Below are 21,541 nucleotides of genomic sequence, written 5' to 3' on the forward strand. Positions count from 1 at the left end.
ACGGCGGCGCACCGGAACTCCCCGCGGAGCGCCTACGTACGCCCCGCGGACTTCTGTGTCCGACGGGACACAGAGTCAAGAACCACCGCGGCCAGCAGCACCGCACCGGTGATCATGTACTGCGCGGCCTGGCTGGAGCTGCCCTGCATATACAGGCCCGTCATGATCGACTGGATCACCAGGATGCCGAGCAGCGCCGACCAGGGGGTGCCGCGGCCGCCGAACAGGCTGGTGCCGCCGATCACCGCGGCGGCGATCGCGATCATCAGCATGTTGCCGCCGCCGAGGTTGGAGTCGGCGACGCCCGCCTGGGAGGCGATGAACAGTCCGCCGAGCCCGCCGAGGAACCCGGAGACGGCGAACACCGAGATCCGCACGGTCACCACGCTGATACCGGCCCTGCGGGCGGCTTCGGCGTTGCCGCCGACCGCGAAGACCTTGCGCCCGTACCGGGTGCGGCGCAGCACGAAGCTGGCCAGCGTCACCGTACCGAGGAAGATCGTCAGGCCGAGCGGCAGGCCGCGTGACTGGTTGAGGACGTACGCGGTGGTGAAGGCCAGCGCCGCGACGGCCCCGGTGCGCAGCGCGAGCTCGCTGAGCGGGCGGTGCGGCAGGTCGACGGCCTGACGGCGGCGGCGGTCGGAGAGCTGGGCGAGCGCGTACGCCGCGACGCAGACGGTCGCGAGGCCGTAGGCGGCCGCGATGTCGTCGAAGTAGGTGTTGTTCAGGGAGTAGACGACGCCGTCGGAGATGTTGTTCAGGCTGAGCGTGTTGCCGAGCACCGACAGTTGCAGACCGCTCCAGCCGAGGAAGCCCGCCAGCGTCACCACGAACGCGGGCACCCCGATCTTGGCGAAGAAGAAGCCGTGCAGGGCGCCGATGGCGGCGGCCGCGAGCAGGCCGATGAGGACGGCGAGCGCCTCGTTCACGTCCTGCTTGATGGCGAGTACGGAGGTGAGGGCGGCGGTGAGTCCGGCCACCGAGCCGACCGAGAGGTCGATCTCGCCGAGCAGCAGGACGAAGACGATCCCGGTGGCGATCAGGCCGGGGCCGACGATGTACTGGGCGATGTTGGACAGGTTCGCCGGGTCGAGGAACCGTCCGGTGGTGATCTCGAAGATCGCCCAGATGACGATCAGGCCGAGCACCACGGGGATCGAGCCGAGCTCGCCGCCCTTGATCTTGCGCTTGAACTCACCGAGGTACCCGGCGAGTCCCCGCTCGCGGACGAGCAGCCGGGGGTCGACGGCGGGCGCGGCGTCGGCGGACGCGGCATCGGCCGACGGGGTGCCGGGGGCCGGGGCGTCGGGGGCCGGGGCGTCGGCGTCGGTGGTGCGGGCGGTCCGCTGACCGGCGGTCTTCTGGAGGCCGATCGTCGACCGCGTGTCGGCGTCGCCGTCGGCCGCGGCGGCCGCGCCGCCGGAGGCGGCCGGACCGTCCGACGCGGTGGGGTGCTGTGTGTCGCTCACTTCGCGGCCTCCGCGTTGCGCGCCTGTCGTCGGGTCACGGCGTTCTCCGTGGCTCCGGTGATCGCGGCGATGATCTCTTCGTGGCTGGTGTCACGGACGGTGAAGACGCCGTTGTTGCGGCCCAGCCGCAGGACGGCCACCTCGTCGGCGACCGCCTTGACGTCCGCCATGTTGTGGCTGATGAGGATGACCGCGTGGCCGCGCTCCCGCAGCCGTTCGACCAGGTCGAGCACCTGGGCGGTCTGCTCGACGCCGAGCGCCGCGGTGGGCTCGTCGAGGATCACCAGCTTGGGGTCGCCGACCAGGGCGCGGGCGATCGCCACGACCTGGCGCTGGCCGCCGGAGAGCGAGGCGATCGGGATGCGGACGCTGGGGATGCGGATGGACAGCGTGTCGAGAAGCTCCTTGGCGCGCTTCTCCATCGCCACCTCGTCCAGGACGGTGGCCCTGCCGAGCTCGCGGCCGAGGAACAGGTTGGCCACCACGTCCAGGTTGTCGCAGAGCGCGAGGTCCTGGTAGACGGTGGCGATGCCGAGTTCCTGGGCGTCGTGCGGGCGCGCGATGGAGACGGCCCGGCCGCCCCACTCGATGACGCCGTCGTCGACGGGGTGGACCCCGGCGATCGTCTTGACCAGGGTGGACTTGCCGGCTCCGTTGTCGCCGACCAGGGCGACCACCTGACCGGCGTGCACCTCCAAGTCGACGTCGGTGAGCGCCTGAACAGCGCCGAAGCGCTTGGAGACGCCGCGCAACGCCAGTACGGGCGCAGCGGACATGTGAACCATCTCCTTCGACTCGTACGCGGAACGTCGTGCGGGACGTCGTACGGCCGGATGAATCGTGCGGGGAGGGGGCGGCGATGCCAAGGGGGCGGGCATCGCCGGTGTGCGGGATCGCCGGTGTGCGGGATCGCTGGTACGCAGGCATCGCGCCGGTACGCGGGCATCGCCGGTACGCGGCGCACGGCGCGCCCGGCCTGGGCGGCGGGGTGAGGCCTCAGGCCGGGCACGCCGTGCGGGACTGTCGGGCACGCCGTGCGGGACGTCCGTACGGCCGGTGCGGCTCCGTCCGGCGCGCGGGGACTACTTGATGCCCGCGTCCGCGCAGGCCTTGGCGAACTCCGAGGTGCAGATCTCGCTCACCTTGTAGAGCTCGTCCGCGACGACCGTGTCCTTGACGGTGTCCTTGGTGACGACCTTGGCTTCGAGCAGCGCCGCGGGGATGCCCTGGTCGCTGGGGCTGTCGATGGTGCCGGTGGTCAGCGAGTCGATCTTCTCGCCGTTCAGCAGCTTGACCGCGATCTCGGCGGCCAGATCGGCCTCGGGCTTGTACGGCTTGTAGACGGTGAACTCCTGCGTACCCTTCAGGATGCGCTGGATGCCCGCGAGTTCGGCGTCCTGGCCGCCGACCGGCACGTCCTTGACGCCGGCCGACTCCAGGGCGGCGACGATGCCGCCGGCCATGCCGTCGTTGGCCGAGTAGACCGCGTCGAAGCCGTCCTTGCCGAGCGAGGTGATGGCGCCGCCCATCTTCTCGCCCGCGATCTTCGGGTCCCACTCGCCGGTCTGCTCGTAGACGATCTTGCCGACCTTCTCGTCCAGGACGGAGTGCGCGCCCTTCTTGAACAGGGCGGCGTTGGGATCGCTCTCCTTGCCGTTGATCATCACGACGTCGGCGTCCGCGGCCTTGTCGCCGAGCGCGGCGACGATGCCCTCGCCCTGGAGCTGGCCGACCTTCTCGTTGTCGAACGAGACATACGCCGAGACCGGGCCTTCGGCGAGGCGGTCGTAGGCGATGACCTTGATGCCCTTCTCGACGGCGTCGCCCACCCACTTCTTGGTGGCGGCGGAGTCGACGGGGTCGAGGATGATCACCTTGGCGCCGGAGGCGACCAGGTCGTCGAACTGCTGCTTCTGGACGGCGACGTCTTCGCTGGCGTTCTTGTAGTCGACCTTGCACTCCGCGCACAGATCCTTGACCTTGGCCTCGATCAGCGGGCGGTCGAAGGACTCGTAGCGGGTGGTCTTGCTCTCGGGCAGCAGCAGGCCGATGGACTTGCCGTCGCCGTTCGCCTGGTCGCCGTCGCCGCCCGCCTTGCCACAGGCGGTCATGGCCAGTGCCATGGAAACCGCGGCGGTGCCTATCACGACGCGGCGCGTCACTGCGTTCATGTGGGGTGCCTCCCTGACGTGGCCGCGTCGTTGCGGCCGAGGTGGCTCGAAGTCAACTCGGCCGCAACATTGCCGTCAAGGAGTAAAAACTTAACGAGATGACAACGGTGCCATCCGTTAGCTAAGTGAAGGCATGGGCTCGGCGGACGGCGTGCCGTCGAGCAGGGTCGAATCGCCCATCTCGCTGAGCGCCAGGGCGAGCGCGCCCAGCACCTCGGCGCGGCCGCCCAGGGAGCCGGGCAGCACCGACAACTGCCGTGCCGCGCTGGGGATCGCGTACCGGGACACCGACTCGCGGATCGGCCCGAGCACCAACTCGCCGGAGTCGGCGAGGTCGCCGCCGAGCACCACCCGGCTGGGGTTGAGGAGGTTGCAGAGGTTGGCGACGCCGCTGCCGATATGGCGTCCCACGTCGGCGATCACCCGGCGGCAGCCCGGATCGCCCTCGCGGGCGAGGCGGACCACCTTCTCCATGGTCAGATCCGTGCCGTGGCTGGGTTCAAGCAGTGGCAGCACATAGCGGACGGCGGTGAAGGTCTCCAGACAGCCGCGGTTGCCGCAGCGACAGACCGGGCCCGACTCGTCCAGGGTGATATGCCCGATCTCGCCCGCGGTGCCGCCGGGGCCGCGGTAGATCCGCCCGTTGATCACCAGCCCCGCGCCGACCCCGCTGGCGACCTTGATGTACGCGAGGTCCTTGACGCCGCGGCCGCCGCCCCAGACCAGCTCGCCGAGCGCGCCCAGGTTGGCGTCGTTGTCGACGTACACCGGCACGCCGAGCCGCCGCGTCAGCTCCTCGGCCGGGTTGGTGCCCGACCAGCCGGGCAGGATCGCGGTGGAGCCCAGGGTGCCGGACTCCACGTCGATCGGCCCCGGCACCCCGAGCCCCACGCCCACGATCTTGGAACGGTCGGCGCCCGACCCCTCGATCAGCCGGTCCACCAGCTCCCTCGCCCGGTCCAGGCCCTGGGCCGCCGAGGCGTCCACGTCCAGTGGCTCGGCCTCTTCGGCCAGTACCTGGTGGGCGAGGTTGCCGATCGCGACGCGCAGGTGCGTATGCCCGAAGTCGACGCCCACGACCAGGCCCGCGTCTCCGCTGAGCGAGACGCTGCGGGCCCGCCGTCCGCCCGCCGACGTGGGCGTGACCTCGACGGTGCCGCCGTCCTTCAGCTCGCGCACGATGTTCGAGACCGTGGCCGCCGACAGGCCGGTCGTCCTGGCGATCTCCGCCTGGGTGAGCGATCCGGCCATCCGTACCGCGCGGACCACCCGTTCGAGATTGGCCCGGTGCAGCGACGACTGCGACCCCGGAGTCTCCATTGACTCATTCACCTCTGCCCTGTGGACCATACAAGTTATGAAGTCCAAGCAGAGCTCTCGGCGAGAGCGCAGTCAAGTCCTCGACGGGACGGGGATCCGGTGCGGGCGGGTCCTGACACCCGCCCCCGGCTACTTCAGCGCCCCCGCGGTGAGGCCCTGGACGACCTGGCGCTGGAAGACGATGTACGCGGCGAGCACCGGCAGCATCGCCATCACCAGACCGGCGAAGAGCCCCGACCAGTCGCCCTTGTAGCCCTGGCTGACGGCGAGTTGGACCAGGCCCTGGGAGAGCACCTTGTTCTCCTGCTCGGTGTTGAGCACCGTGGGCAGCAGATACTGGTTCCACTGCCCCAGGAAGTTGAAGATGCCCACGCTGACCAGTCCCGGCTTGGCCATCGGCAGCATGACCTGGAAGAACGTCCGGGTGTGCGAGGCGCCGTCCACGAAGGCGGCCTCCGCGATGGAGGTGGGCAGCGTACGGAAGAAGCCGGTGAGGAAGAAGACGGTGAACGGCAGCGAGTACGCGATATAGACCAGGATCAGTCCGGGCAGCGTGTTCAGCAGGCTGAGGTTCTGCATCACGTAGAACAGCGGCACCAGGGCCAGGATGATCGGGAAGCTCATTCCTCCGATGAAGAGGAAGTAGAGGAAACGGTTGCCCGGAAACTCGAACCGGGCCAGCACATAGGCCGCCATCGAGCCCAGCAGCAGGGTCCCGACCAGCGAGAAGCCGACCACGATGAGGGTGTTGGCGAAGTAGTCGCTCATATGCGCCGATCCCCAGGCGCGCGACCAGTTCTCGAAGTGCAGTCGGTCCGGCAGCGACCAGGGCGAGGTGAAGATGTCCCGGTCGGTCTTGAAGGAGGTCATCACCGCCCACAGCAGCGGCATCACGACCATGAAGGCCCAGAGGATCAGGATGCCGTGCGAGAAGACGTTGAGCACCCGGCCCTCGGCGCCGCCCTTCGCGGGCTTCTCGCGCGGCTCGGGGTGCGGCCGCTTGTCCAGCTGGACGCCGCCTCGGGGGGCGTCGGCGGGCTTGGCGTCGGTGGTCTTCATCAGTACTCCAGCCGCTCGCGTCGGCCCAGCCGCATCACGATCGCCGCGAACAGCAGCGTCACGACGAGCAGGGCGACACCGATCGTGGTCGCGTAGGCGGCCTGACCGTCCCGGAAGGCCTTCTGGTAGACGTACAGCGGCATGACGATGGTGGAGTAGTCGGGTCCGCCGCCGCTCGGCCCCACTGTCATGATCTGGACGACCGCGAAGGACTCCGCGCCCAGCGCCAGGATGCCCATGTAGATCCAGCCGGACTGCACGGTGTCCCAGAGCAGCGGCAGGGTGATCTTGAAGAAGGTGGTGACGCGGTTCGCGCCGTCCAGCAGCGCGGCCTCGTAGAAGTCCTTGGGTATGGAGGCCATGCCCGCCGAGAACAGCACCACGAAGAAGCCGACCGTGGACCAGATCAGCACGGCCATCACACACCACAGCGCGAGGTCGGGGTCGCCGAGCCAGTCCGGCTGAACGCTGTCCAGGCCGACCGCCTGCAGGGCGGAGTTGAGCGCGCCGCTGTTGGGGTTGTACGCGAACTGGAACAGCAGGGCGACGATCGCGATGGACAGCACCTGCGGAAAGAAGTACACGATCTTGTAGAACGCCGAGCCGCGCACACCGGCGATCGCCGCGCCCTTACGCCGCCGCCCGCCGACGTTGATCATGAAGGCGAAGAACAGCGCCAGGCCGACCGTGACCAGGGGCAGCAGCACCGCGAAGGTCAGGCTGTGCTGGAGTGACTTCCAGAAGACCTCGTCGTCCAGCATTCTGGTGTAGTTGTCGACGCCGACCAGCTTGAAGTCGGGGCTCAGACCGGTCCAGTCCGTGAACGAGTAGTAGATGGACTGGATGAACGGCCAGATGACGAAGAGCAGGTAGAGCGACAAAGGGGCGACCAAGAACCCCACGATGAAACGGTACTTACCGTGTTGCATGAACACCGACCCCGATCTTCCCGCACGCCGCGGGGTTTTCGTACATCAGGCACCGGGGCCCGGTCAGGCCGGCACGTGACCGGACCGGACCGGGCTCCCGGTCGCACTCAGCGGTGCTGGTACTTCTTGATGGAGTCGTCCTTGGCCGTGTCGTCGGCGTACTTCTGGATCTTCTTGATGGCCTCGACGGGCGTGAGCCGCCCGGCCATCATCTCGCCGAGACCGCCGACGCCGATCTTCTCCTTCTGCAGGGCGACGTACCAGTCCTGCAGCCGCGGGTTGACGACGTTGTCCCCGGCCTTCTCCAGGGCGGCGACGCCGGACGCCAGGCCCGGAGTCAGGTCGAGCCCGTCGGTGCCGCCGTTGTAGGCGGTCAGCGACTTGACCTTGCTGGTGAAGTTCTTCGACGAGGCCTCGCTGAGCATGATGCGCAGCTGCTCCATGCCGCCGTCGGGGTTCTTGGCCTGGGCCGGGACGATGAAGGACTCGCCGCCGGCCGCCCACAGGGTGCCGAACGGCATCTTGTCCGAGTCGTCGAGCCCGGTGGGCGCGGAGACGGCGAGGTCGAAGTCCTTCGGCATGGTGCTCGCCGCCTCGTTCTCCACCCAGGAGCCGTTGGGGATGAACAGGGCCTGGCCCTCGGTCCAGGCGGTCTGCGACTGGATGTGGTCCAGGCCGGGCGTGCCCTTGAGGATGTACCCCTTCTTGTACAGCTCGTAGTACGCCTCGAAGCAGGCCTTCACGGCGGGGTGCTTCCACGCGTTCGGTTCGAGGTTGTCGATCGCGTCGAGCACCTCGCGGCCGCCGACCTTGGCGATCATCGGGTAGAGCGAGAAGGGCAGGTAGTACGGGTGCTTGCCCGCGTAGGTCCAGGGCGCGATGCCCTTCTTCTTGGCCTTGGCGCAGACGGCGAGCATGTCGTCCCAGTTCTCCGGGTACTCGGCGTCCAGCGAGGCGAGCAGTTTCTTCGAGTACCACACGCCGTAGACGGTGTACGCGTAGTACATGATCAGCACGGGGTCGCCGTCGAGCTGGCCCATCTCGACGATGCCGGGGCGCAGGGTGTCCCGGACCTTCCTGGCGGGGTCGTCGATGGACGGCGCGTCCAGCAGCGGGGTGAGGTCGGCGAGCTGGTTCTTGCTGGCCAGGACGCCCAGGTCCATCTGCTTGGCGCCGGAGTTGTCGATGAGGTCCGGCGGGCTGCCGCTGTTGAAGCGCGGCTGGAGCTCCGGGGTGATCTCCGTCGTGGAGCGGAACTTCACCTTGGCCTTGGGGAACCTCTTCTCGTACTCCTTGACCGCGTCCTTGGCGTATTCCTCGCCGAAGCCGCCGTTGAAGAGGACGAACTCCATTCCCGCGCTCTCGTTGACGGCGAGGGGGTTGTCCTCGGTCTTCTCGCCCTTGTCGACCTTCTCGTCGTCGCTGTCGCCGCCGCCGCTGGCGCAGGCGGAAAGGATGCTCATGGTCGGTACGGCTATCAGACCGAGCGCGGCGGAGCGCTTGATCAGGTCGCGACGGCCGAGGCCGCCTGGACCGTGGTGGGCTGAAGTGGGACCCATGCTGTTCATCACTCGCCTTCTACAGGACTCAGGCGGTGAACGGGACCCTCCCCGGCGCCGCGCTGGTGTGCGGCTGGGGTCGTACGACGCTGTCCCGGATGTGCCTGAGTGAAACGGCAGTTGACGCCTTCAGTGCCCTCGCCCCTCTCTGTCCCGGACTTACGGCCGGTCGAACAGGTACGCAGACGCGGACAGGTATAGTCCACTCGCGTTCGGATGGGCAAGATCGAGTGCGGTTTGGCCGACAGTCTTTCCCGAGTTGAGACCTGCCGCTCACGACGGCACAGGCGGGCGGCGACCGCGCTCGTCAGGTCGGTCTTGAGAACACGCCTACGCGGGAAGGGACTTCAGCGGGTTCCGTAGACCGGTGGCGGGGGCGCGGCGGACGTGAGGAGTACGCGGGCGGCTTCGCCCGCCTGGGACGGGGTCCAGCGGGCGCCGTTGTCGGCGGCGGGCCCTCGCCGCCAGCCTTCCATGACGGTGATCCGGCCCGCTTCGGCCTCGAAGACGCGGCCGGTCACTGAGGCGCACGCGGCCGAGCCCAGCCAGACGACCAGCGGGGACACGTTCTCCGGGGCCATGGCGTCGAAGGCGTCGGCGCCTTCGGGTGGCGCGGCCATGGTGTCGGCGAAGGTCCGCTCGGTCATCCGGGTGCGGGCGGCCGGGGCGATCGCGTTGACCTGGACGCCGTAGGGGCCCAGTTCGGCGGCCGATACCAGGGTGAGGGCGAGGATTCCGGCCTTGGCCGCGGAGTAGTTGCCCTGGCCGACGCTGCCCGCCAGGCCTGCTCCGGAGCTGGTGTTGATCACGCGGGCGGTGGGTGTGCGGCCTGCCTTGGCCTCCGCGCGCCAGTGTGCGGCGGCGTGCTTCAGGGGGAGGAAGTGGCCTTTGAGGTGGACGCGGAGCACCGCGTCCCAGTCGTCCTCGTCGAGGTTGACCAGCATCCGGTCGCGGAGGAATCCGGCGTTGTTGACGAGGGTGTCCAGGCTCCCGAAGGCGTCCAGGGCGGTGGCGACGAGGCTGGCCGCGCCGTCGGTGGTGGCGATGTCGTCGCTGTGGGCGACGGCTTCGCCGCCGCGTGACGTGATCTCGTTGACGACCTGCTGCGCGGGGCTCGTCCCCTCCCCCGCCGCACCGAGCGCTCCGTCGAGGCCGACGCCCAGGTCGTTGACCACGACCGAGGCTCCCTCGGCGGCGAAGGCCAGCGCGTGCGCACGGCCGAGGCCGCGGCCCGCGCCGGTGACGGCGACGACCCGGCCGGAGCAGATTCCCGTCATGGTGAAGGCCCCTTCAGTAGTGACCAGTTAGTGGTTGGTGGTGGCCGCGTCCAGGAACGCCGGGCGTTCACCGCCTCCGTGCAGCGCCAGCGCCGCGCCGCTGATGTACGCGGCCCGGTCCGAGGCGAGGAAGACGCACGCGTCGCCCACCTCGGACGGCTCCGCCAGGCGGCCGAGCGGGACGGTGCGCCCGACGGCGGCGACGCCGTCCTCGTCTCCGTAGTGGAGGTGGGACGACTCGGTGCGGACCATGCCGAGTATCAGGGTGTTGACCCGGACCTTCGGCGCCCATTCGACGGCCAGCGAGCGGGCCAGGTTCGCGAGGCCCGCCTTGGCCGCGCCGTAGGCGGCGGTGCCGGGTGACGGGCGGGTGCCGCTGACGCTGCCGATCATCACGATCGCCCCGCCTTGCCGCTGGGCGCGCATCAGGCCGTACGCGGCGAGCGAGGCCGTGAGCGGGGCGATCAGGTTCAGTTCGACGGTGCGGGCCGCGTGCCCGGCGTCGCCGTCGGCGAGCAGTCGGTACGGGGTGCCGCCCGCGTTGTTGACCAGAGTGTCCAGGCGGCCGTACTCGCTCTTGACCTGGGCGAAGAGCGCGCTGACCGCGTCCGGGTCGCGCAGGTCGACGGGCAGGAAGCGGGCGGTGCGGCCCGCCGCCGCGACCGGCTGGCTCGGGGGTCTTCTGGCGCAGATCACGACCGCCGCACCGGCTTCGAGCAGGGCGCGCGTGACGCCCGCGCCGACGCCGCGGGTCCCGCCGGTGACGACGGCGACCTGTCCCGCCAGATCGATGGTCGTGGCCAACTGACACCTCCCGCGGCGCACGTGCCGCTGCTACCTTCTACCTAACAAACGTTTGGTGGAAAGGTAGCTGATCCGCTGATGAGTGTCTCCACCTCCACCCCACAAGAGGGCGTCGCCGTCGTCACCGTGGACTTCCCCCCGGTCAACGCCCTCCCCGTACAAGGCTGGTACGACCTGGCCGCCGAGGTGCGGGCCGCCGGAGCCGACCCCGAGGTGCGCTGCGTGGTGCTCACGGCGGCCGGGCGTGGTTTCAACGCGGGGGTCGACATCAAGGAGCTGCGACGGCGGGCGGGCGGACACCAGGCCCTGATCGGCGCCAACCGCGGCTGCCACGCGGCGTTCGGCGCGGTCTACGACTGCGAGGTGCCGGTGGTCGCCGCCGTGCACGGCTTCTGCCTGGGCGGCGGCATCGGCCTGGTCGGCAACGCCGACGCGATCGTGGCCAGCGAGGACGCGACCTTCGGCCTGCCCGAGCTGGACCGCGGGGCGCTCGGCGCCGCCACCCATCTGGCCCGGCTGGTCCCCCAGCACCTGATGCGCGCCCTGTACTACACCTCGCGCACCGCCACGGCCGCCGAGCTGCACCGGCACGGGTCGGTGTGGCGAGTCGCACCGAGGGCGGAACTCCTCAAGTGCGCCCTGGAGTTGGCGGGCGAGATCGCCGCCAAGGACGGATACCTGCTGCGGCTGGCGAAGGCCGCGATCAACGGCATCGACCCCGTGGACGTCCACCGCAGCTACCGCTTCGAGCAGGGCTTCACCTTCGAGGCCGGTCTCAGCGGCGTCGCCGACCGCGTCCGGGACGCCTTCGGCACCGACGCCGACATCGACGCCGACATCGACGCCGACCGGGAGGGTCCCCGATGAGCCGTGACAAGACGATGACCGCCGACGAGGCGGCCGCCCGCCTGGAGAGCGGGATGACCGTCGGCATCGGCGGGTGGGGAGCGCGCCGCAAGCCGATGGCCCTGGTCCGCGCGCTGCTGCGGTCCGACGTCAAAGACCTGACGGTCGTCTCGTACGGCGGCCCGGACGTGGGGCTGCTCGCCGCCGCGGGAAAGATCCGCAGGCTGGTCGCCCCCTTCGTCACGCTCGACTCCATCCCGCTCGAACCGCACTTCACGGCGGCACGGCAGCGCGGCGCCTTCGCGCTGACGGAGCTGGACGAGGCGATGTTCATGTGGGGGCTGACCGCGGCGGCCCAGCGGCTGCCGTTCCTGCCGGTCAGGGCCGGACTCGGCTCGGACGTCCTGCGGGTCAACCCCCAGCTCCGTACGGTCACTTCACCGTACGAGGACGGCGAGGAGCTGGTGGCCGTCCCCGCGCTGCGCCTGGACGCGGCGCTGGTCCACCTCAACCGGGCCGACGCGCACGGGAACGGCCAGTATCTGGGCCCCGACCCGTACTTCGACGACCTGTTCTGCGAGGCGGCCGACCAGGCGTATATGTCCTGCGAGCGGATCGTGGACAGCGGCGATCTGCTGAAGGACGCGGACGCGGGGCCGCAGACGCTGCTCGTGAAGCGCGCGTTCGTGAGCGGTGTGGCCGAGACACCGCGCGGCGCGCACTTCACCTCCTGCTCTCCCGACTACGGGCGCGACGAGGCCTTCCAGGCCGCGTACGCCCACGCCGCCCGCGATCCGGAGCGGTGGCGGGCCTTCGGCGACCGCTTCCTGTCCGGGGACGAGGACGCGTACCAGGCCGCGGTCGCGGCCTTCCACCAGACCCCCGCGGAGGACGTATGAGCACCCCGACGGCCGCCGCGACCCGAGCCGAGTACTGCGTGATCGCCTGCGCCGAGGCCTGGCGCGGCGCGGGCGAGATCCTCGCCAGCCCGATGGGCACGGTGCCCACGATCGGCGCCCGGCTGGCCCGGCTCACCTTCGCGCCCGAGCTGCTGCTGACCGACGGCGAGGCCCGACTCATGGGGGACGTACCGGCGTTGGGCGAGGCGCCGCGCGTGGTGGAGGGCTGGCTGCCGTACCGGCAGCATCTCGCGCTGGTCGCCACCGGACGTCGGCACGTGATGATGGGCGCCAGCCAACTGGACCGGTACGGCAACCAGAACATCTCCTGCGTCGGCGACTGGGCCAGGCCCGCCCGGCAGTTGCTCGGGGTGCGCGGCGCTCCCGTGAACACGCTGAACAACCCGACCAGTTACTGGGTGCCGCGGCACGCGCGGCGGGTCTTCGTCGAGAAGGTCGACATGGTCTCGGGCGTGGGCTACGACCGCGCCGCCGCGGCCGGTCCGGCGGCGAGCCGCTTCCACCGCGTCCCGCGGGTCATCACCGACCTGGGCGTCTTCGACTTCGAGACGCCGGACCGCACGATGCGGCTGCGCTCGCTGCATCCGGGCGTCGCCGTCGACGACGTGACCTCCGCGACCGGTTTCCCGCTCGCCGTACCGGCGTCGGGTCGGGTTCCGCACACCCGCGCGCCCTCGGCGGGTGAACTCCGCCTGATACGCGAGCTGATCGACCCCGAAGGGCTGCGGAACCGCGAGGTACCCGGATGAGCGCCGGACCGACGGACCGTGAACAGACGGGCGGCGAGCAGGCGGGCGGCCGGGCCATCCGTACCCCGCGGGCCGTCCGTACCCCGCTGACCGATCTGGTCGGGGTGCGGTATCCCCTGGTGCAGACCGGCATGGGCTGGGTGGCGGGGCCCCGGCTGGTGTCGGCCGCCGCGAACGCGGGCGCGCTCGGCGTGCTGGCCTCGGCCACCATGACTACGGACGAGCTGCGCGCGGCCGTACGGGAGGTCAGGTCCCGTACGGACGCGCCGTTCGGGGTCAATCTGCGGGCGGACGCCGGGGACGCCGCCGAGCGGGCGCGGATCATCGTCGAGGAGGGGGTGCGGGTCGCGTCGTTCGCGCTCGCGCCCTCGCGGGAGCTGATCGCGCGCCTCAAGGACGCCGGGGTGGTGGTCATCCCCTCCGTCGGCGCGCGGCGGCACGCGGAGAAGGTCGCCGCGTGGGGCGCCGACGCCGTCCTGGTGCAGGGCGGCGAGGGCGGCGGCCACACCGGCGACGTCGCCACCACCGTGCTGCTGCCCCAGGTCGTGGACGCGGTGGACATCCCGGTCATCGCGGCGGGCGGCTTCCACGACGGCCGCGGCCTGGTCGCGGCCCTGGCCTACGGGGCGGCCGGGATCGGGATGGGCACCCGGTTCCTGCTCACCGCGGACAGCACGGTGCCGGACGCGGTGAAGGCGCGGTACCTGGCCGCCTCGGTGCGGGACGTCACGGTGACCACCCGAGTGGACGGGCTGCCGCACCGGATGCTCCGTACCGAGCTGGTGGACTCGCTGGAGCGGTCGGGCCGGGCGGCCGCCCTGTTGCGGGCCGTGCGGCACGCCGCCGCCTTCCGGCGGCTGTCCGGGCTCAGCTGGGCCGGTCTGGTCCGCGACGGGCGGGCGCTGAAGCACGGCAAGCGGCTGACCTGGGGGCAGCTGCTGCTGGCCGCCAACACGCCCATGCTGCTCAGGGCCGCGATGGTGGAGGGCCGCACGGATCTCGGGGTGATGGCCGCCGGGCAGGTCGCGGGGGTGATCGACGACCTGCCCGGCTGCGCCGAGCTGGTGGAGCGGATCATCGCCGAGGCCCGGCAGACCCTCACCGCGCTCGAAGCGCTCAGCCCTCCGGGGAGTCGGGATTGAGCACGACGAACTCCGCTCCGGACGGGTCCGCGCAGACCGCCAGCCTGCCGACGCCCTCCGCGTCCTCCGGGCCCATCTGGATGGCGCCGCCGTTGCTCGTCACCTTCGCGACGGTGGCGTCGCAGTCCGCGACGGCGAAGACCGGGTGCCAGTACGGGCGGCCGCCGGTCAGGGTGAGGTTCTCGGCGCCCATCTCCATCAGGCCGCCGTGCATACGCTCGTCAGGCTGACCGGCCGGGGTGAGCATCCAGTACGTCTGGTCCGCGTCGCCCGGCAGCTCGAAGGCGGTCGTCCGCCAGCCGAAGAGGTCGCCGTAGAAGGACTTCGCGCCTTCCGCGTCGGTCGTCATCAGCTCGACCCAGCACAGGGTGTCCGGCTCGTCGGCGGCTTCGAGGCCCGGCATCGCGGCGGGCTGCCAGATGGCGAAGTGCGCCCCCTGCGGGTCGCTGAGCTGCGCGAACGTACCCGCGCCCATGGCGTCCATCGCGGGCATCCGGACCGTGCCGCCGGACTTCTGGACCTGCTGGACCGTGGCCTCGGCGTCGTCCGTGTGGAAGTAGACCATCCACGCGGGCCGCGCGCCCTCCTCGGTGAGCCGCCCGATCGCGCCGATCGCCTTGCCGTCCTTGCGCAGGAAGCCGTAGTCACCCGCCTCCTCGCCCAGGGACTCGAAGTCCCAGCCGAAGACCGCGCCGTAGAAGCGGGCCGCGGCCTGGATGTCCGGGACGCCGAGGTCCACCCAGGATGGTGAGCCCTGCACAAAGTCCGTGGTAATCATGAAAACGCTCCTCTCTCGGTGCGCGCATGCCGTTTTCAGCGTGGCACCCGTCACCGACCGTCGCCTGTCGAGGCCCTGCAGAGGGCAGACCGGCGGGCGGGGCGAAACTCATCGCTCGACGGGCGGATTCCCGGCGGATTCGCGAAAAATTCCTACAGCCGTTCGATGATGGTGACGTTGGCCTGGCCGCCGCCCTCGCACATGGTCTGCAGACCGAACCTGCCCCCGGTGCGCTCCAGCTCGTGCAGCAGCGTCGTCAGCAGCCGGGTGCCGGTGGCGCCCAACGGGTGCCCCAGGGCGATCGCGCCGCCGTTGACGTTGACCTTGCCGGGGTCGGCGCCGGTCTCCTTCAGCCAGGCCAGGACGACCGGGGCGAACGCCTCGTTGATCTCGGTCAGGTCGATGGCGTCCAGCGTCATCCCGGCCTTCTTCAGCGCGTACGCGGTGGCCGGAATCGGCGCCGACAGCATCCGGATCGGGTCCTCGCCGCGTGCCGAGAGATGGTGGATACGGGCGCGCGGAGTCAGGCCGTGCTCCCGGACCGCCCGCTCGCTGGCGATCAGCACCGCCGACGCGCCGTCGGAGACCTGCGAGGACACGGCGGCCGTCAGCAGGCCGCCCGCGACGAGCGGTTTCAGCGCGGCCATCTTCTCCAGCGAGGTGTCCCGGCGCGGGCCCTCGTCCGCCCGTACCTCGCCGTACGCCGCGATCTCGCGGTCGAAGCGGCCCTCGTCGACGGCGCGCAGCGCCCGCCGGTGGGAGCCGAGCGCGAACTCCTCCAGAGAACGCCGGGACATCCCCCACTGGCGGGCGATCAGTTCCGCGCCGTGGAACTGATCGACCGGCGCGTCGCCGTACCGGGCCCGCCAGCCCGCGCTGCCCGCGAACGGCCCTTCGGTGAGGCCGAGCGGCTCGGCGGCCTGCCGGGACGCGAAGGCGATCGGCACCTGGGACATGTTCTGGGTGCCGCCCGCGACCACCAGGCCGCTGGTGCCGGACAGGACGGCCTGGGCGGCGAAGTGCACCGCCTGCTGCGAGGATCCGCACTGCCGGTCCACGGTCACACCGGGTACCTCCTCGGGCAGCCCGGCGGCCAGCCAGCTGGTGCGGGCGATGTCACCGGCCTGCGGGCCGACCGTGTCCAGACAGCCGAAGACGACGTCGTCGACGGCCCCCGGATCGACCCCGGAGCGCTCGACGAGCGCCCGCAGCACATGCGCGCCCAGGTCGGCGGGGTGCACGGCGGCCAGCCCGCCGCCGCGCCTGCCGACCGGGGTACGTACCGCTTCGACGATGTACGCCTCGGCCATGACGACGCCCTCCTCACGCGTGCTGGCTGCTCACCGAGATGACCTCCCCGGTCAGATACGAGGAGTAGCCGCTGGCCAGGAACACGATGGCGTTGGCGACCTCCCACGGCTCGGCGTACCGGCCGAACGCCTCGCGCGCGGTGAGCTCTTCGAGCAGCGCGGGCGTGGTGACCTTCGCCAGGTGCGGGTGCATGGCGAGGCTGGGGGCCACGGCGTTGACCCGTACGCCGAAGTCCGCGGCCTCCAGGGCCGCGCAGCGGGTCAGGGCCATCACCCCGGCTTTGGCGGCGGCGTAGTGCGACTGGCCCTTCTGGGCGCGCCAGCCGACCACGGACGCGTTGTTGACGACGACGCCGCCGTGGCCCGCGGCCCGCATGCGGCGCAGGGCGGCGCGGGTGCAGCGGAAGGTGCCGCCGAGTGTGACGTCCAGGACCTTGTCCCACTGCGCGTCGGTCATGTCCGCCAGGTCCGCGGTGCCGCCGAGTCCGGCGTTGTTGACGACGATGTCCAGGCGGCCGTGGCGTTCTTCGGCGTGGTCGAACAGGGCGGCGACCTGGGTCTCGTCGGTGACGTCGCAGGGCAGCGCGGTGACGCGTCCGGGGCCGTACGCGGCGGCCAGTCCGGCCTCGGTCTCCTTCAGCCGCCGGGTGTGCGCGTCCGATACGACGACGTCGGCGCCCTCTTCGAGCAGGCGGCGGGCGGTCGCGCCGCCGATTCCGGCGCCCGCGGCGGCGGTGACGACGGCATGGCGGCCGGTCAGCAGCCCGTGGCCCGGTTCGTACGGCGGGGGCTGGGGCTGGGGCGGGTTGGCGCTGGGCCTCGTCATGGGCCGACCTCTTCCGGGGCGACGACGCTCGGCAGCCGGGATCTCGACGGCTGGGACCCCCTACGCTAATCTACCAAACACTTGTTAGGGAAGGGGAGGCGTGACCGGCTGATGGACCTCGACTTCACCGCCGCCGAAGAGGCCTTCCGCGCCGAGGCGCGGGCCTGGCTGCGCGCCCATGTGCCCGCCGCGCCCCTGCCGTCCCTGGAGACCGAGGCGGGCTTCGCGGCGCACCGCCAGTGGGAGGCCGCGCTGTACGCGGACCGCTGGTCGGCGGTCAACTGGCCGCGCGCGTACGGAGGTCGGGGCGCCTCACTGCTTGAGTGGCTGGTCTTCGAGGAGGAGTACTACGCGGCCGGTGCGCCCGGCCGGGTCAGCCAGAACGGCGTCAGCCTGCTGGCCCCCACGCTCTTCGCGCACGGCACCGACGAGCAGCGCGCCCGCGTGCTGCCGCCGATGGCGCGCGGCGAGGTGGTCTGGGCGCAGGCCTGGTCCGAGCCCGAAGCGGGCTCGGACCTGGCCTCGCTGCGCGCCACGGCGGTACGGACCGCGGGCGGCTGGCGCTTGAGCGGGCAGAAGACCTGGTCGTCGCGGGCGGCGTTCGCGGACCGCGCGTTCGGGCTGTTCCGCTCCGGTTCCGAACCCGGACGGCCGCACCGCGGGCTGACCTATCTGATGTTCCCGCTGGACGCGGAGGGCGTCACCGTACGGCCCATCGGGCGGCTGGACGGCAAGCCCGCGTTCGCCGAACTGTTCCTGGACCGCGTCTTCGTGCCGGACCGGGACGTGATCGGCGAGCCGGGCCAGGGCTGGCGGGTCGCGATGAGCACGGCGGGCAACGAACGCGGTCTCACACTGCGCAGTCCGGGGCGGTTCAGCGCGGCGGCCGCGCGGCTCGCGGCACTGTGGCGGGACGCGGCCGACCCGTCGGACACGGCGCTGCGCGACCGGGTCGCGGACGCGGTGATCGGCGCGCGTGCGTATCAGCTGTTCACGTTCGCGGGGGCGTCGCGGATCGCGGCCGGGGGGTCGATCGGCGCCGAGTCCAGCCTCAACAAGGTGTTCTGGTCCGAACTGGACATCGCCCTGCACGAAACGGCCCTCGACCTGCTCGGCCCGCAGGGCGAACTCTCCGACGAGGCCGCCGACGCGCCCGCGCACGGCGGTTGGTCCGAGGGCTACACCTTCTCGCTCGCCGGACCGGTCTACGCCGGAACGAACGAGATCCAGCGCGACATCATCGCCGAACGCCTCCTGGGCCTGCCGAAGGGCCGCCGATGACAGGCCCGGCGGGGGCCGCGAACGGCCCGCCCGCCACCCGCGTTCCGGGCGGCCCCGCCATCGCCGCCCCGCGCACGCGCGGACACGGCCCAGCGGCGCGCCCCCGCACGCCCGCACGGGCACGGCCCTGCGGCCCTGCGGCCCCGATCAACGCCGGACGACCGCTCGATCCACCGAGAGGCCGCCCGCAGCGGGGCCCGGCGGACAGCCCGGCGATACGGGTGCTGTCGAGCCGCCGTCTTCGCTCCCCCAGCGGCAGCCGGTGCGGCCTTCCGTGCCGGCTGGTGCGCGCGCCTGGCGCGGCTTCGCCTGTCGGCCACCACGCGACCTCCTGAAGGGCGCCCGTGATGAGGTTTCTCCTCGATGAAGAGCAACGCGACTTCGCCCGCTCGCTCGACGCGCTGCTCTCCGCGGCCGACACACCGTCGGCGGTGCGCGCCTGGTCCCGTGGCGACCCGGCGGCCGGGCGGGCGCTGTGGGAGCGGCTGGCCCGGACGGGTGTGTTCGCGCTCGCCGTGCCGGAGCGGCACCAGGGGCTGGGGCCGCTGCCGCTGGAACTGGCCGTCGCGTTCGAGCGGTTGGGGCGGTACGCGGTGCCGGGCCCGGCTGTGGAGACGGTGGCGGCCGCCGCGTTCCTGGACCGGCTGGACCGGCTGGGGCTGCCGGAGCCCGCCGCCGCGTGGCTGCCGTCGCTGGCGTCCGGCAAGGCGGTGGCCTCGCTGTGTCTGCCCGCCGTGTCCGGGCCGTACGCGCTCGACGCCGACGCGGCGGACCTCACCCTCGTCGTGGACGGCGACACGGCCGAGGTCGCGGAGTCGGCCGGGCCCGTGCAGCCGTCCGCCGACCCGGCGCGCCGCCTGGCCCGGCCGGTCGTCGGCGGCGGTCCCCCGCTCGCGTACGGGCCCGCCGTGGCCGAAGCGGCCGCGTACGCCCGCGAGGTCGCCGCGCTGAGCACGGCGGCGCAGGCGCTCGGACTGGGCCGCACGCTGCTGGAGCGGACCGTGGCGTACGCGCGGCGGCGCACCCAGTTCGGCCAGCCGATCGGCGCGTTCCAGGCGGTGAAGCACCGCCTCGCGGACACCCTGATCGCCCTGGAGTTCGCCCAGCCGCTGGTGCACGCGGCGGCGCTCGCACTGGCGAGCGCGGGCGCGAGCGCGGACCAGGACGCGGACCAGGACGCGGCGGCCTCCCGCGAGGTCGCCGCGGCGAAGGTGACCGCCTGCGAGGCCGCGTACGCCGCCGCGCGCGCCGCGCTCCAGCTGCACGGCGCGCTCGGCTACACCGACGAGCTGGACCTGTCGCTGTGGATACGCAAGGCCCGCGCGCTGCGGACCGCCTGGGGCACGCCGTCGCAGTGCCGGGCACGGGTGCTGTCCTGACAGCCTGTCTTCGGCACGGCGACGGACCGCGCCCCGAGCCGGATCGCTTACTTGCGGATCAGGCTTGATCAGGCCGCCGGGGAGCCGGGTCCGCAGCACTCGGCGAGCGTCCAGGTCGTGCACTGCGGCGTTGGGCTGTTCCTGGGCGTCGGGTGGTAGCTGGTGCCGGGCTCGGTGGGGGCGGTGCGCGTTGTAGTGCTGCTGGTAGACGGCCAGGACCTGCCGGGCTCTGCCTTGAAGACCGCGTCGAACGCCGCACCGTACTTGTCGTCGCGGTCACGCAGCAGGAACCGCAGGGACTGGGCGATGGGCTTCGTCGTCCTCGACCCCACGGCCGAGCCCGGCGCCGACCCGGCCGACATCGTGCTGGGCGCGCTCACCGTCGGCGAGGACGCGCGCCGCTTCCTGCCCAAGACGGCTGCCAAGGCCGCAGGGCGAGCGGGACTGGCCCGCCGCCACGGACGAGCCGCCAGCTCGCTACACGGAGATGACCGCGTGGTTCCCCGAGGAGCCTGTCGGCTCCGCCGGCTGACGCCAGAGCGGGCGGAGCCTGCGGCGTGCGGCCCACCCGTGAGCCGGTCCGGTCATACTGTGTGCTGCACGGCGTCCTCCGCCGCCCGCCGCCGACCTCAAACCCCGTCAACCCACCCTGACCACCTGATCAGCACCTCCCGGACACCGGGGGAACCTCACTGGCCGGCCTCCCGGCCTCCCGGTCTCCACCACGATGCGCGCCGCACCCTCAGCGACAGGAGAAGGGTTTTCCGTGTCGACACAGCAGCGGTCTGCCGCCTCATCGACCTGGCAGCGGGGCCGAGGCGGGGCGGGCCGCCCAGGGGACGGCGCCCGCGAGGGCCACCACGGCCGCGCGGCAGTGGTCCGTCCATTCGGTCAACCGGACGTCGTCCCGCCCGGCCTTGTACAGCGCCTCCCGGCGAACCCACAGCCGCAGCAGTGCCCGGCCGGGGTCCGGCTCGGCGCAGGCGGCGTCCACCTCGGCCTCCGGCAGCAGCCGCCGCAGTACGGGCAGGGGTCCCGGCCGACGCGTCAGGGGCTCCACGTCGATGCCAACTGGGCCGGGGCCGACCGCCGCCGCGACCAGCCCGTCGGCGTGGCTGAAGGCGGCGCCCAGCTCGGGGTGGTCCGGGAGGTAGGGCCGGCCGTGTCCCTCCCGGTCGCACTCGGGGCAGCGCTGGGCCGGCTCCACTTCCCAGGGCGGCCGCCCGGTGATCCGGGAGGCGCACAGCCGCAACAGCAGACGGGCCGCCACGACTTCGTCGCGCCGGCCGGGCACCCGGATTCCCGCGAGCCGTCGCCGCTCCCACGGGGCGAGCAAGGCTTCGTCCAGCTCCGGGTGCGCCAGCACCTCGGCGGTGGTGCCCACGAGCGCGACGGTGGCCGCGCCCTTCTCGTACGGCGACGGGAAACGGGTCACCGGCGCGTGCTCACACGGCAGGCGCCTCCGTGAGGCCGACGGAGCTCAGGAAGCGCTCCTTGACGCGGGCGAGGGTGCGGAAGTCGTCGATGGTGACTTCCTGCAAGTCAATGCCGCTGCCCGAGATCTCCTCCAGGAGATCGATGAACTCCAGGAAGTCCATGGAGTCGATGAGGCGGGCCTCGATGAGGTCCTCGTCGACGCCGATGGGGCCGTCGAGGCCGGGATTCTTCTCGTAGAGCCACGCTACGACACGTTCCATGCGAGAAATCGCTCCTCAGACTTGT

21 protein-coding genes are annotated in these 21,541 nt (G+C 71.8%); 6 read left to right on the plus strand and 15 right to left on the minus strand.

The window, feature by feature from the left end; all coding sequences use genetic code 11:
• Positions 1 to 32: 32 nt before the first annotated feature.
• From ACX6XY_RS02725 to ACX6XY_RS02765, 9 genes are all read right to left on the minus strand, one after another.
• Complete coding sequence (locus ACX6XY_RS02725; protein WP_460325879.1) at positions 33 to 1,469, minus strand: sugar ABC transporter permease; 1,437 nt, start codon at positions 1,467 to 1,469, stop codon at positions 33 to 35.
• A complete protein-coding gene (locus ACX6XY_RS02730) occupies positions 1,466 to 2,254 on the minus strand; it encodes an ATP-binding cassette domain-containing protein (RefSeq protein WP_460325881.1) in 789 nt (262 codons plus the stop codon). The genes ACX6XY_RS02725 and ACX6XY_RS02730 overlap by 4 nt, the downstream gene beginning before the upstream one ends.
• 297 nt (positions 2,255 to 2,551) lie before the next feature.
• Positions 2,552 to 3,640: a substrate-binding domain-containing protein gene (locus ACX6XY_RS02735; RefSeq protein ID WP_460325883.1), complete on the minus strand. Its 1,089-nt coding sequence runs from the start codon at positions 3,638 to 3,640 to the stop codon at positions 2,552 to 2,554.
• A 117-nt stretch (positions 3,641 to 3,757) separates the two neighbouring features.
• Positions 3,758 to 4,960, minus strand: a complete 1,203-nt coding sequence (locus tag ACX6XY_RS02740) for an ROK family transcriptional regulator (protein ID WP_460325885.1) — start codon at positions 4,958 to 4,960, stop codon at positions 3,758 to 3,760.
• Positions 4,961 to 5,089: 129 nt separating this feature from the next.
• On the minus strand, positions 5,090 to 6,019 hold the full coding sequence (locus ACX6XY_RS02745; RefSeq protein ID WP_460325887.1) for a carbohydrate ABC transporter permease: 930 nt from the start codon (positions 6,017 to 6,019) through the stop codon (positions 5,090 to 5,092).
• Positions 6,019 to 6,948, minus strand: a complete 930-nt coding sequence (locus ACX6XY_RS02750; protein ID WP_460325889.1) for a carbohydrate ABC transporter permease — start codon at positions 6,946 to 6,948, stop codon at positions 6,019 to 6,021. Before ACX6XY_RS02750 ends, ACX6XY_RS02745 begins: the two co-directional genes overlap by 1 nt.
• A gap of 107 nt (positions 6,949 to 7,055) precedes the next feature.
• On the minus strand, positions 7,056 to 8,507 hold the full coding sequence (ngcE, locus tag ACX6XY_RS02755; protein ID WP_460326121.1) for an N-acetylglucosamine/diacetylchitobiose ABC transporter substrate-binding protein: 1,452 nt from the start codon (positions 8,505 to 8,507) through the stop codon (positions 7,056 to 7,058).
• Between the two features lie 347 nt (positions 8,508 to 8,854).
• On the minus strand, positions 8,855 to 9,784 hold the full coding sequence (locus ACX6XY_RS02760; RefSeq protein WP_460325891.1) for an SDR family oxidoreductase: 930 nt from the start codon (positions 9,782 to 9,784) through the stop codon (positions 8,855 to 8,857).
• Between the two features lie 27 nt (positions 9,785 to 9,811).
• Positions 9,812 to 10,588 carry an SDR family oxidoreductase gene (locus ACX6XY_RS02765; RefSeq protein ID WP_460325893.1) on the minus strand — a complete coding sequence of 259 codons (777 nt, stop codon included), beginning with the start codon at positions 10,586 to 10,588 and terminating at the stop codon, positions 9,812 to 9,814.
• A 78-nt stretch (positions 10,589 to 10,666) separates the two neighbouring features.
• Here ACX6XY_RS02765 and ACX6XY_RS02770 point away from each other — a divergent pair, with 78 nt between their 5' ends.
• The 4 genes from ACX6XY_RS02770 to ACX6XY_RS02785 are packed head-to-tail and all read left to right on the plus strand — an operon-like array spanning position 10,667 to position 14,245.
• Positions 10,667 to 11,455, plus strand: a complete 789-nt coding sequence (locus ACX6XY_RS02770; protein ID WP_460325895.1) for an enoyl-CoA hydratase family protein — start codon at positions 10,667 to 10,669, stop codon at positions 11,453 to 11,455.
• Positions 11,452 to 12,333: a CoA transferase subunit A gene (locus ACX6XY_RS02775; protein WP_460325897.1), complete on the plus strand. Its 882-nt coding sequence runs from the start codon at positions 11,452 to 11,454 to the stop codon at positions 12,331 to 12,333. Before ACX6XY_RS02770 ends, ACX6XY_RS02775 begins: the two co-directional genes overlap by 4 nt.
• Positions 12,330 to 13,103 (plus strand): CoA-transferase subunit beta, encoded by a 774-nt coding sequence (locus ACX6XY_RS02780; RefSeq protein ID WP_460325899.1) that lies wholly within the window; start codon positions 12,330 to 12,332, stop codon positions 13,101 to 13,103. Before ACX6XY_RS02775 ends, ACX6XY_RS02780 begins: the two co-directional genes overlap by 4 nt.
• A complete protein-coding gene (locus tag ACX6XY_RS02785; RefSeq protein WP_460325901.1) occupies positions 13,100 to 14,245 on the plus strand; it encodes an NAD(P)H-dependent flavin oxidoreductase in 1,146 nt (381 codons plus the stop codon). Before ACX6XY_RS02780 ends, ACX6XY_RS02785 begins: the two co-directional genes overlap by 4 nt.
• Here the strand turns inward: ACX6XY_RS02785 and ACX6XY_RS02790 are convergent.
• From ACX6XY_RS02790 to ACX6XY_RS02800, 3 genes are all read right to left on the minus strand, one after another.
• Positions 14,220 to 15,023 carry a VOC family protein gene (locus tag ACX6XY_RS02790; protein WP_460325903.1) on the minus strand — a complete coding sequence of 268 codons (804 nt, stop codon included), beginning with the start codon at positions 15,021 to 15,023 and terminating at the stop codon, positions 14,220 to 14,222. The two genes, ACX6XY_RS02785 and ACX6XY_RS02790, sit on opposite strands and share 26 nt — an antisense overlap.
• Positions 15,024 to 15,175: 152 nt before the next feature.
• On the minus strand, positions 15,176 to 16,333 hold the full coding sequence (locus ACX6XY_RS02795; RefSeq protein ID WP_460325905.1) for an acetyl-CoA C-acetyltransferase: 1,158 nt from the start codon (positions 16,331 to 16,333) through the stop codon (positions 15,176 to 15,178).
• A 13-nt stretch (positions 16,334 to 16,346) separates the two neighbouring features.
• Positions 16,347 to 17,159, minus strand: a complete 813-nt coding sequence (locus ACX6XY_RS02800; RefSeq protein ID WP_460325907.1) for an SDR family oxidoreductase — start codon at positions 17,157 to 17,159, stop codon at positions 16,347 to 16,349.
• Positions 17,160 to 17,270: 111 nt separating this feature from the next.
• Between ACX6XY_RS02800 and ACX6XY_RS02805 the strand changes: the two genes are divergently transcribed.
• Together ACX6XY_RS02805 and ACX6XY_RS02810 are read left to right on the plus strand one after the other, a co-directional pair.
• On the plus strand, positions 17,271 to 18,440 hold the full coding sequence (locus ACX6XY_RS02805) for an acyl-CoA dehydrogenase family protein (RefSeq protein WP_460325909.1): 1,170 nt from the start codon (positions 17,271 to 17,273) through the stop codon (positions 18,438 to 18,440).
• Between the two features lie 347 nt (positions 18,441 to 18,787).
• A complete protein-coding gene (locus ACX6XY_RS02810; RefSeq protein WP_460325911.1) occupies positions 18,788 to 19,819 on the plus strand; it encodes an acyl-CoA dehydrogenase family protein in 1,032 nt (343 codons plus the stop codon).
• A gap of 68 nt (positions 19,820 to 19,887) precedes the next feature.
• Here the strand turns inward: ACX6XY_RS02810 and ACX6XY_RS02815 are convergent, their stop codons facing one another.
• From ACX6XY_RS02815 to ACX6XY_RS02825, 3 genes are all read right to left on the minus strand, one after another.
• Positions 19,888 to 20,244, minus strand: coding sequence for a hypothetical protein (locus tag ACX6XY_RS02815; protein WP_460325913.1), 357 nt, complete (start codon positions 20,242 to 20,244; stop codon positions 19,888 to 19,890).
• A gap of 368 nt (positions 20,245 to 20,612) precedes the next feature.
• Positions 20,613 to 21,254, minus strand: a complete 642-nt coding sequence (locus ACX6XY_RS02820) for a 4'-phosphopantetheinyl transferase family protein (protein ID WP_460325914.1) — start codon at positions 21,252 to 21,254, stop codon at positions 20,613 to 20,615.
• 10 nt (positions 21,255 to 21,264) lie between these two features.
• Positions 21,265 to 21,516: an acyl carrier protein gene (locus ACX6XY_RS02825; protein WP_460325916.1), complete on the minus strand. Its 252-nt coding sequence runs from the start codon at positions 21,514 to 21,516 to the stop codon at positions 21,265 to 21,267.
• Positions 21,517 to 21,541: the final 25 nt, after the last annotated feature.

The organism is Streptomyces sp. O3, from assembly GCF_054788135.1.

Excerpts from the sequence above, each read along its gene's own strand:
- ACX6XY_RS02805 (WP_460325909.1), top strand. The coding sequence starts at position 17,271 with ATGGACCTCGACTTCACCGCCGCCGAAGAGGCCTTCCGCGCCGAGGCG.
- ACX6XY_RS02750 (WP_460325889.1), bottom strand. The coding sequence starts at position 6,948 with ATGCAACACGGTAAGTACCGTTTCATCGTGGGGTTCTTGGTCGCCCCT.
- ACX6XY_RS02775 (WP_460325897.1), top strand. The coding sequence starts at position 11,452 with ATGAGCCGTGACAAGACGATGACCGCCGACGAGGCGGCCGCCCGCCTG.
- ACX6XY_RS02810 (WP_460325911.1), top strand. The coding sequence starts at position 18,788 with ATGAGGTTTCTCCTCGATGAAGAGCAACGCGACTTCGCCCGCTCGCTC.
- ACX6XY_RS02735 (WP_460325883.1), bottom strand. The coding sequence starts at position 3,640 with ATGAACGCAGTGACGCGCCGCGTCGTGATAGGCACCGCCGCGGTTTCC.
- ACX6XY_RS02800 (WP_460325907.1), bottom strand. The coding sequence starts at position 17,159 with ATGACGAGGCCCAGCGCCAACCCGCCCCAGCCCCAGCCCCCGCCGTAC.
- ACX6XY_RS02795 (WP_460325905.1), bottom strand. The coding sequence starts at position 16,333 with ATGGCCGAGGCGTACATCGTCGAAGCGGTACGTACCCCGGTCGGCAGG.
- ACX6XY_RS02730 (WP_460325881.1), bottom strand. The coding sequence starts at position 2,254 with ATGGTTCACATGTCCGCTGCGCCCGTACTGGCGTTGCGCGGCGTCTCC.
- ngcE (WP_460326121.1), bottom strand. The coding sequence starts at position 8,507 with ATGGGTCCCACTTCAGCCCACCACGGTCCAGGCGGCCTCGGCCGTCGC.
- ACX6XY_RS02785 (WP_460325901.1), top strand. The coding sequence starts at position 13,100 with ATGAGCGCCGGACCGACGGACCGTGAACAGACGGGCGGCGAGCAGGCG.
- ACX6XY_RS02780 (WP_460325899.1), top strand. The coding sequence starts at position 12,330 with ATGAGCACCCCGACGGCCGCCGCGACCCGAGCCGAGTACTGCGTGATC.
- ACX6XY_RS02790 (WP_460325903.1), bottom strand. The coding sequence starts at position 15,023 with ATGATTACCACGGACTTTGTGCAGGGCTCACCATCCTGGGTGGACCTC.
- ACX6XY_RS02825 (WP_460325916.1), bottom strand. The coding sequence starts at position 21,516 with ATGGAACGTGTCGTAGCGTGGCTCTACGAGAAGAATCCCGGCCTCGAC.
- ACX6XY_RS02740 (WP_460325885.1), bottom strand. The coding sequence starts at position 4,960 with ATGGAGACTCCGGGGTCGCAGTCGTCGCTGCACCGGGCCAATCTCGAA.
- ACX6XY_RS02760 (WP_460325891.1), bottom strand. The coding sequence starts at position 9,784 with ATGACGGGAATCTGCTCCGGCCGGGTCGTCGCCGTCACCGGCGCGGGC.
- ACX6XY_RS02745 (WP_460325887.1), bottom strand. The coding sequence starts at position 6,019 with ATGAAGACCACCGACGCCAAGCCCGCCGACGCCCCCCGAGGCGGCGTC.
- ACX6XY_RS02770 (WP_460325895.1), top strand. The coding sequence starts at position 10,667 with ATGAGTGTCTCCACCTCCACCCCACAAGAGGGCGTCGCCGTCGTCACC.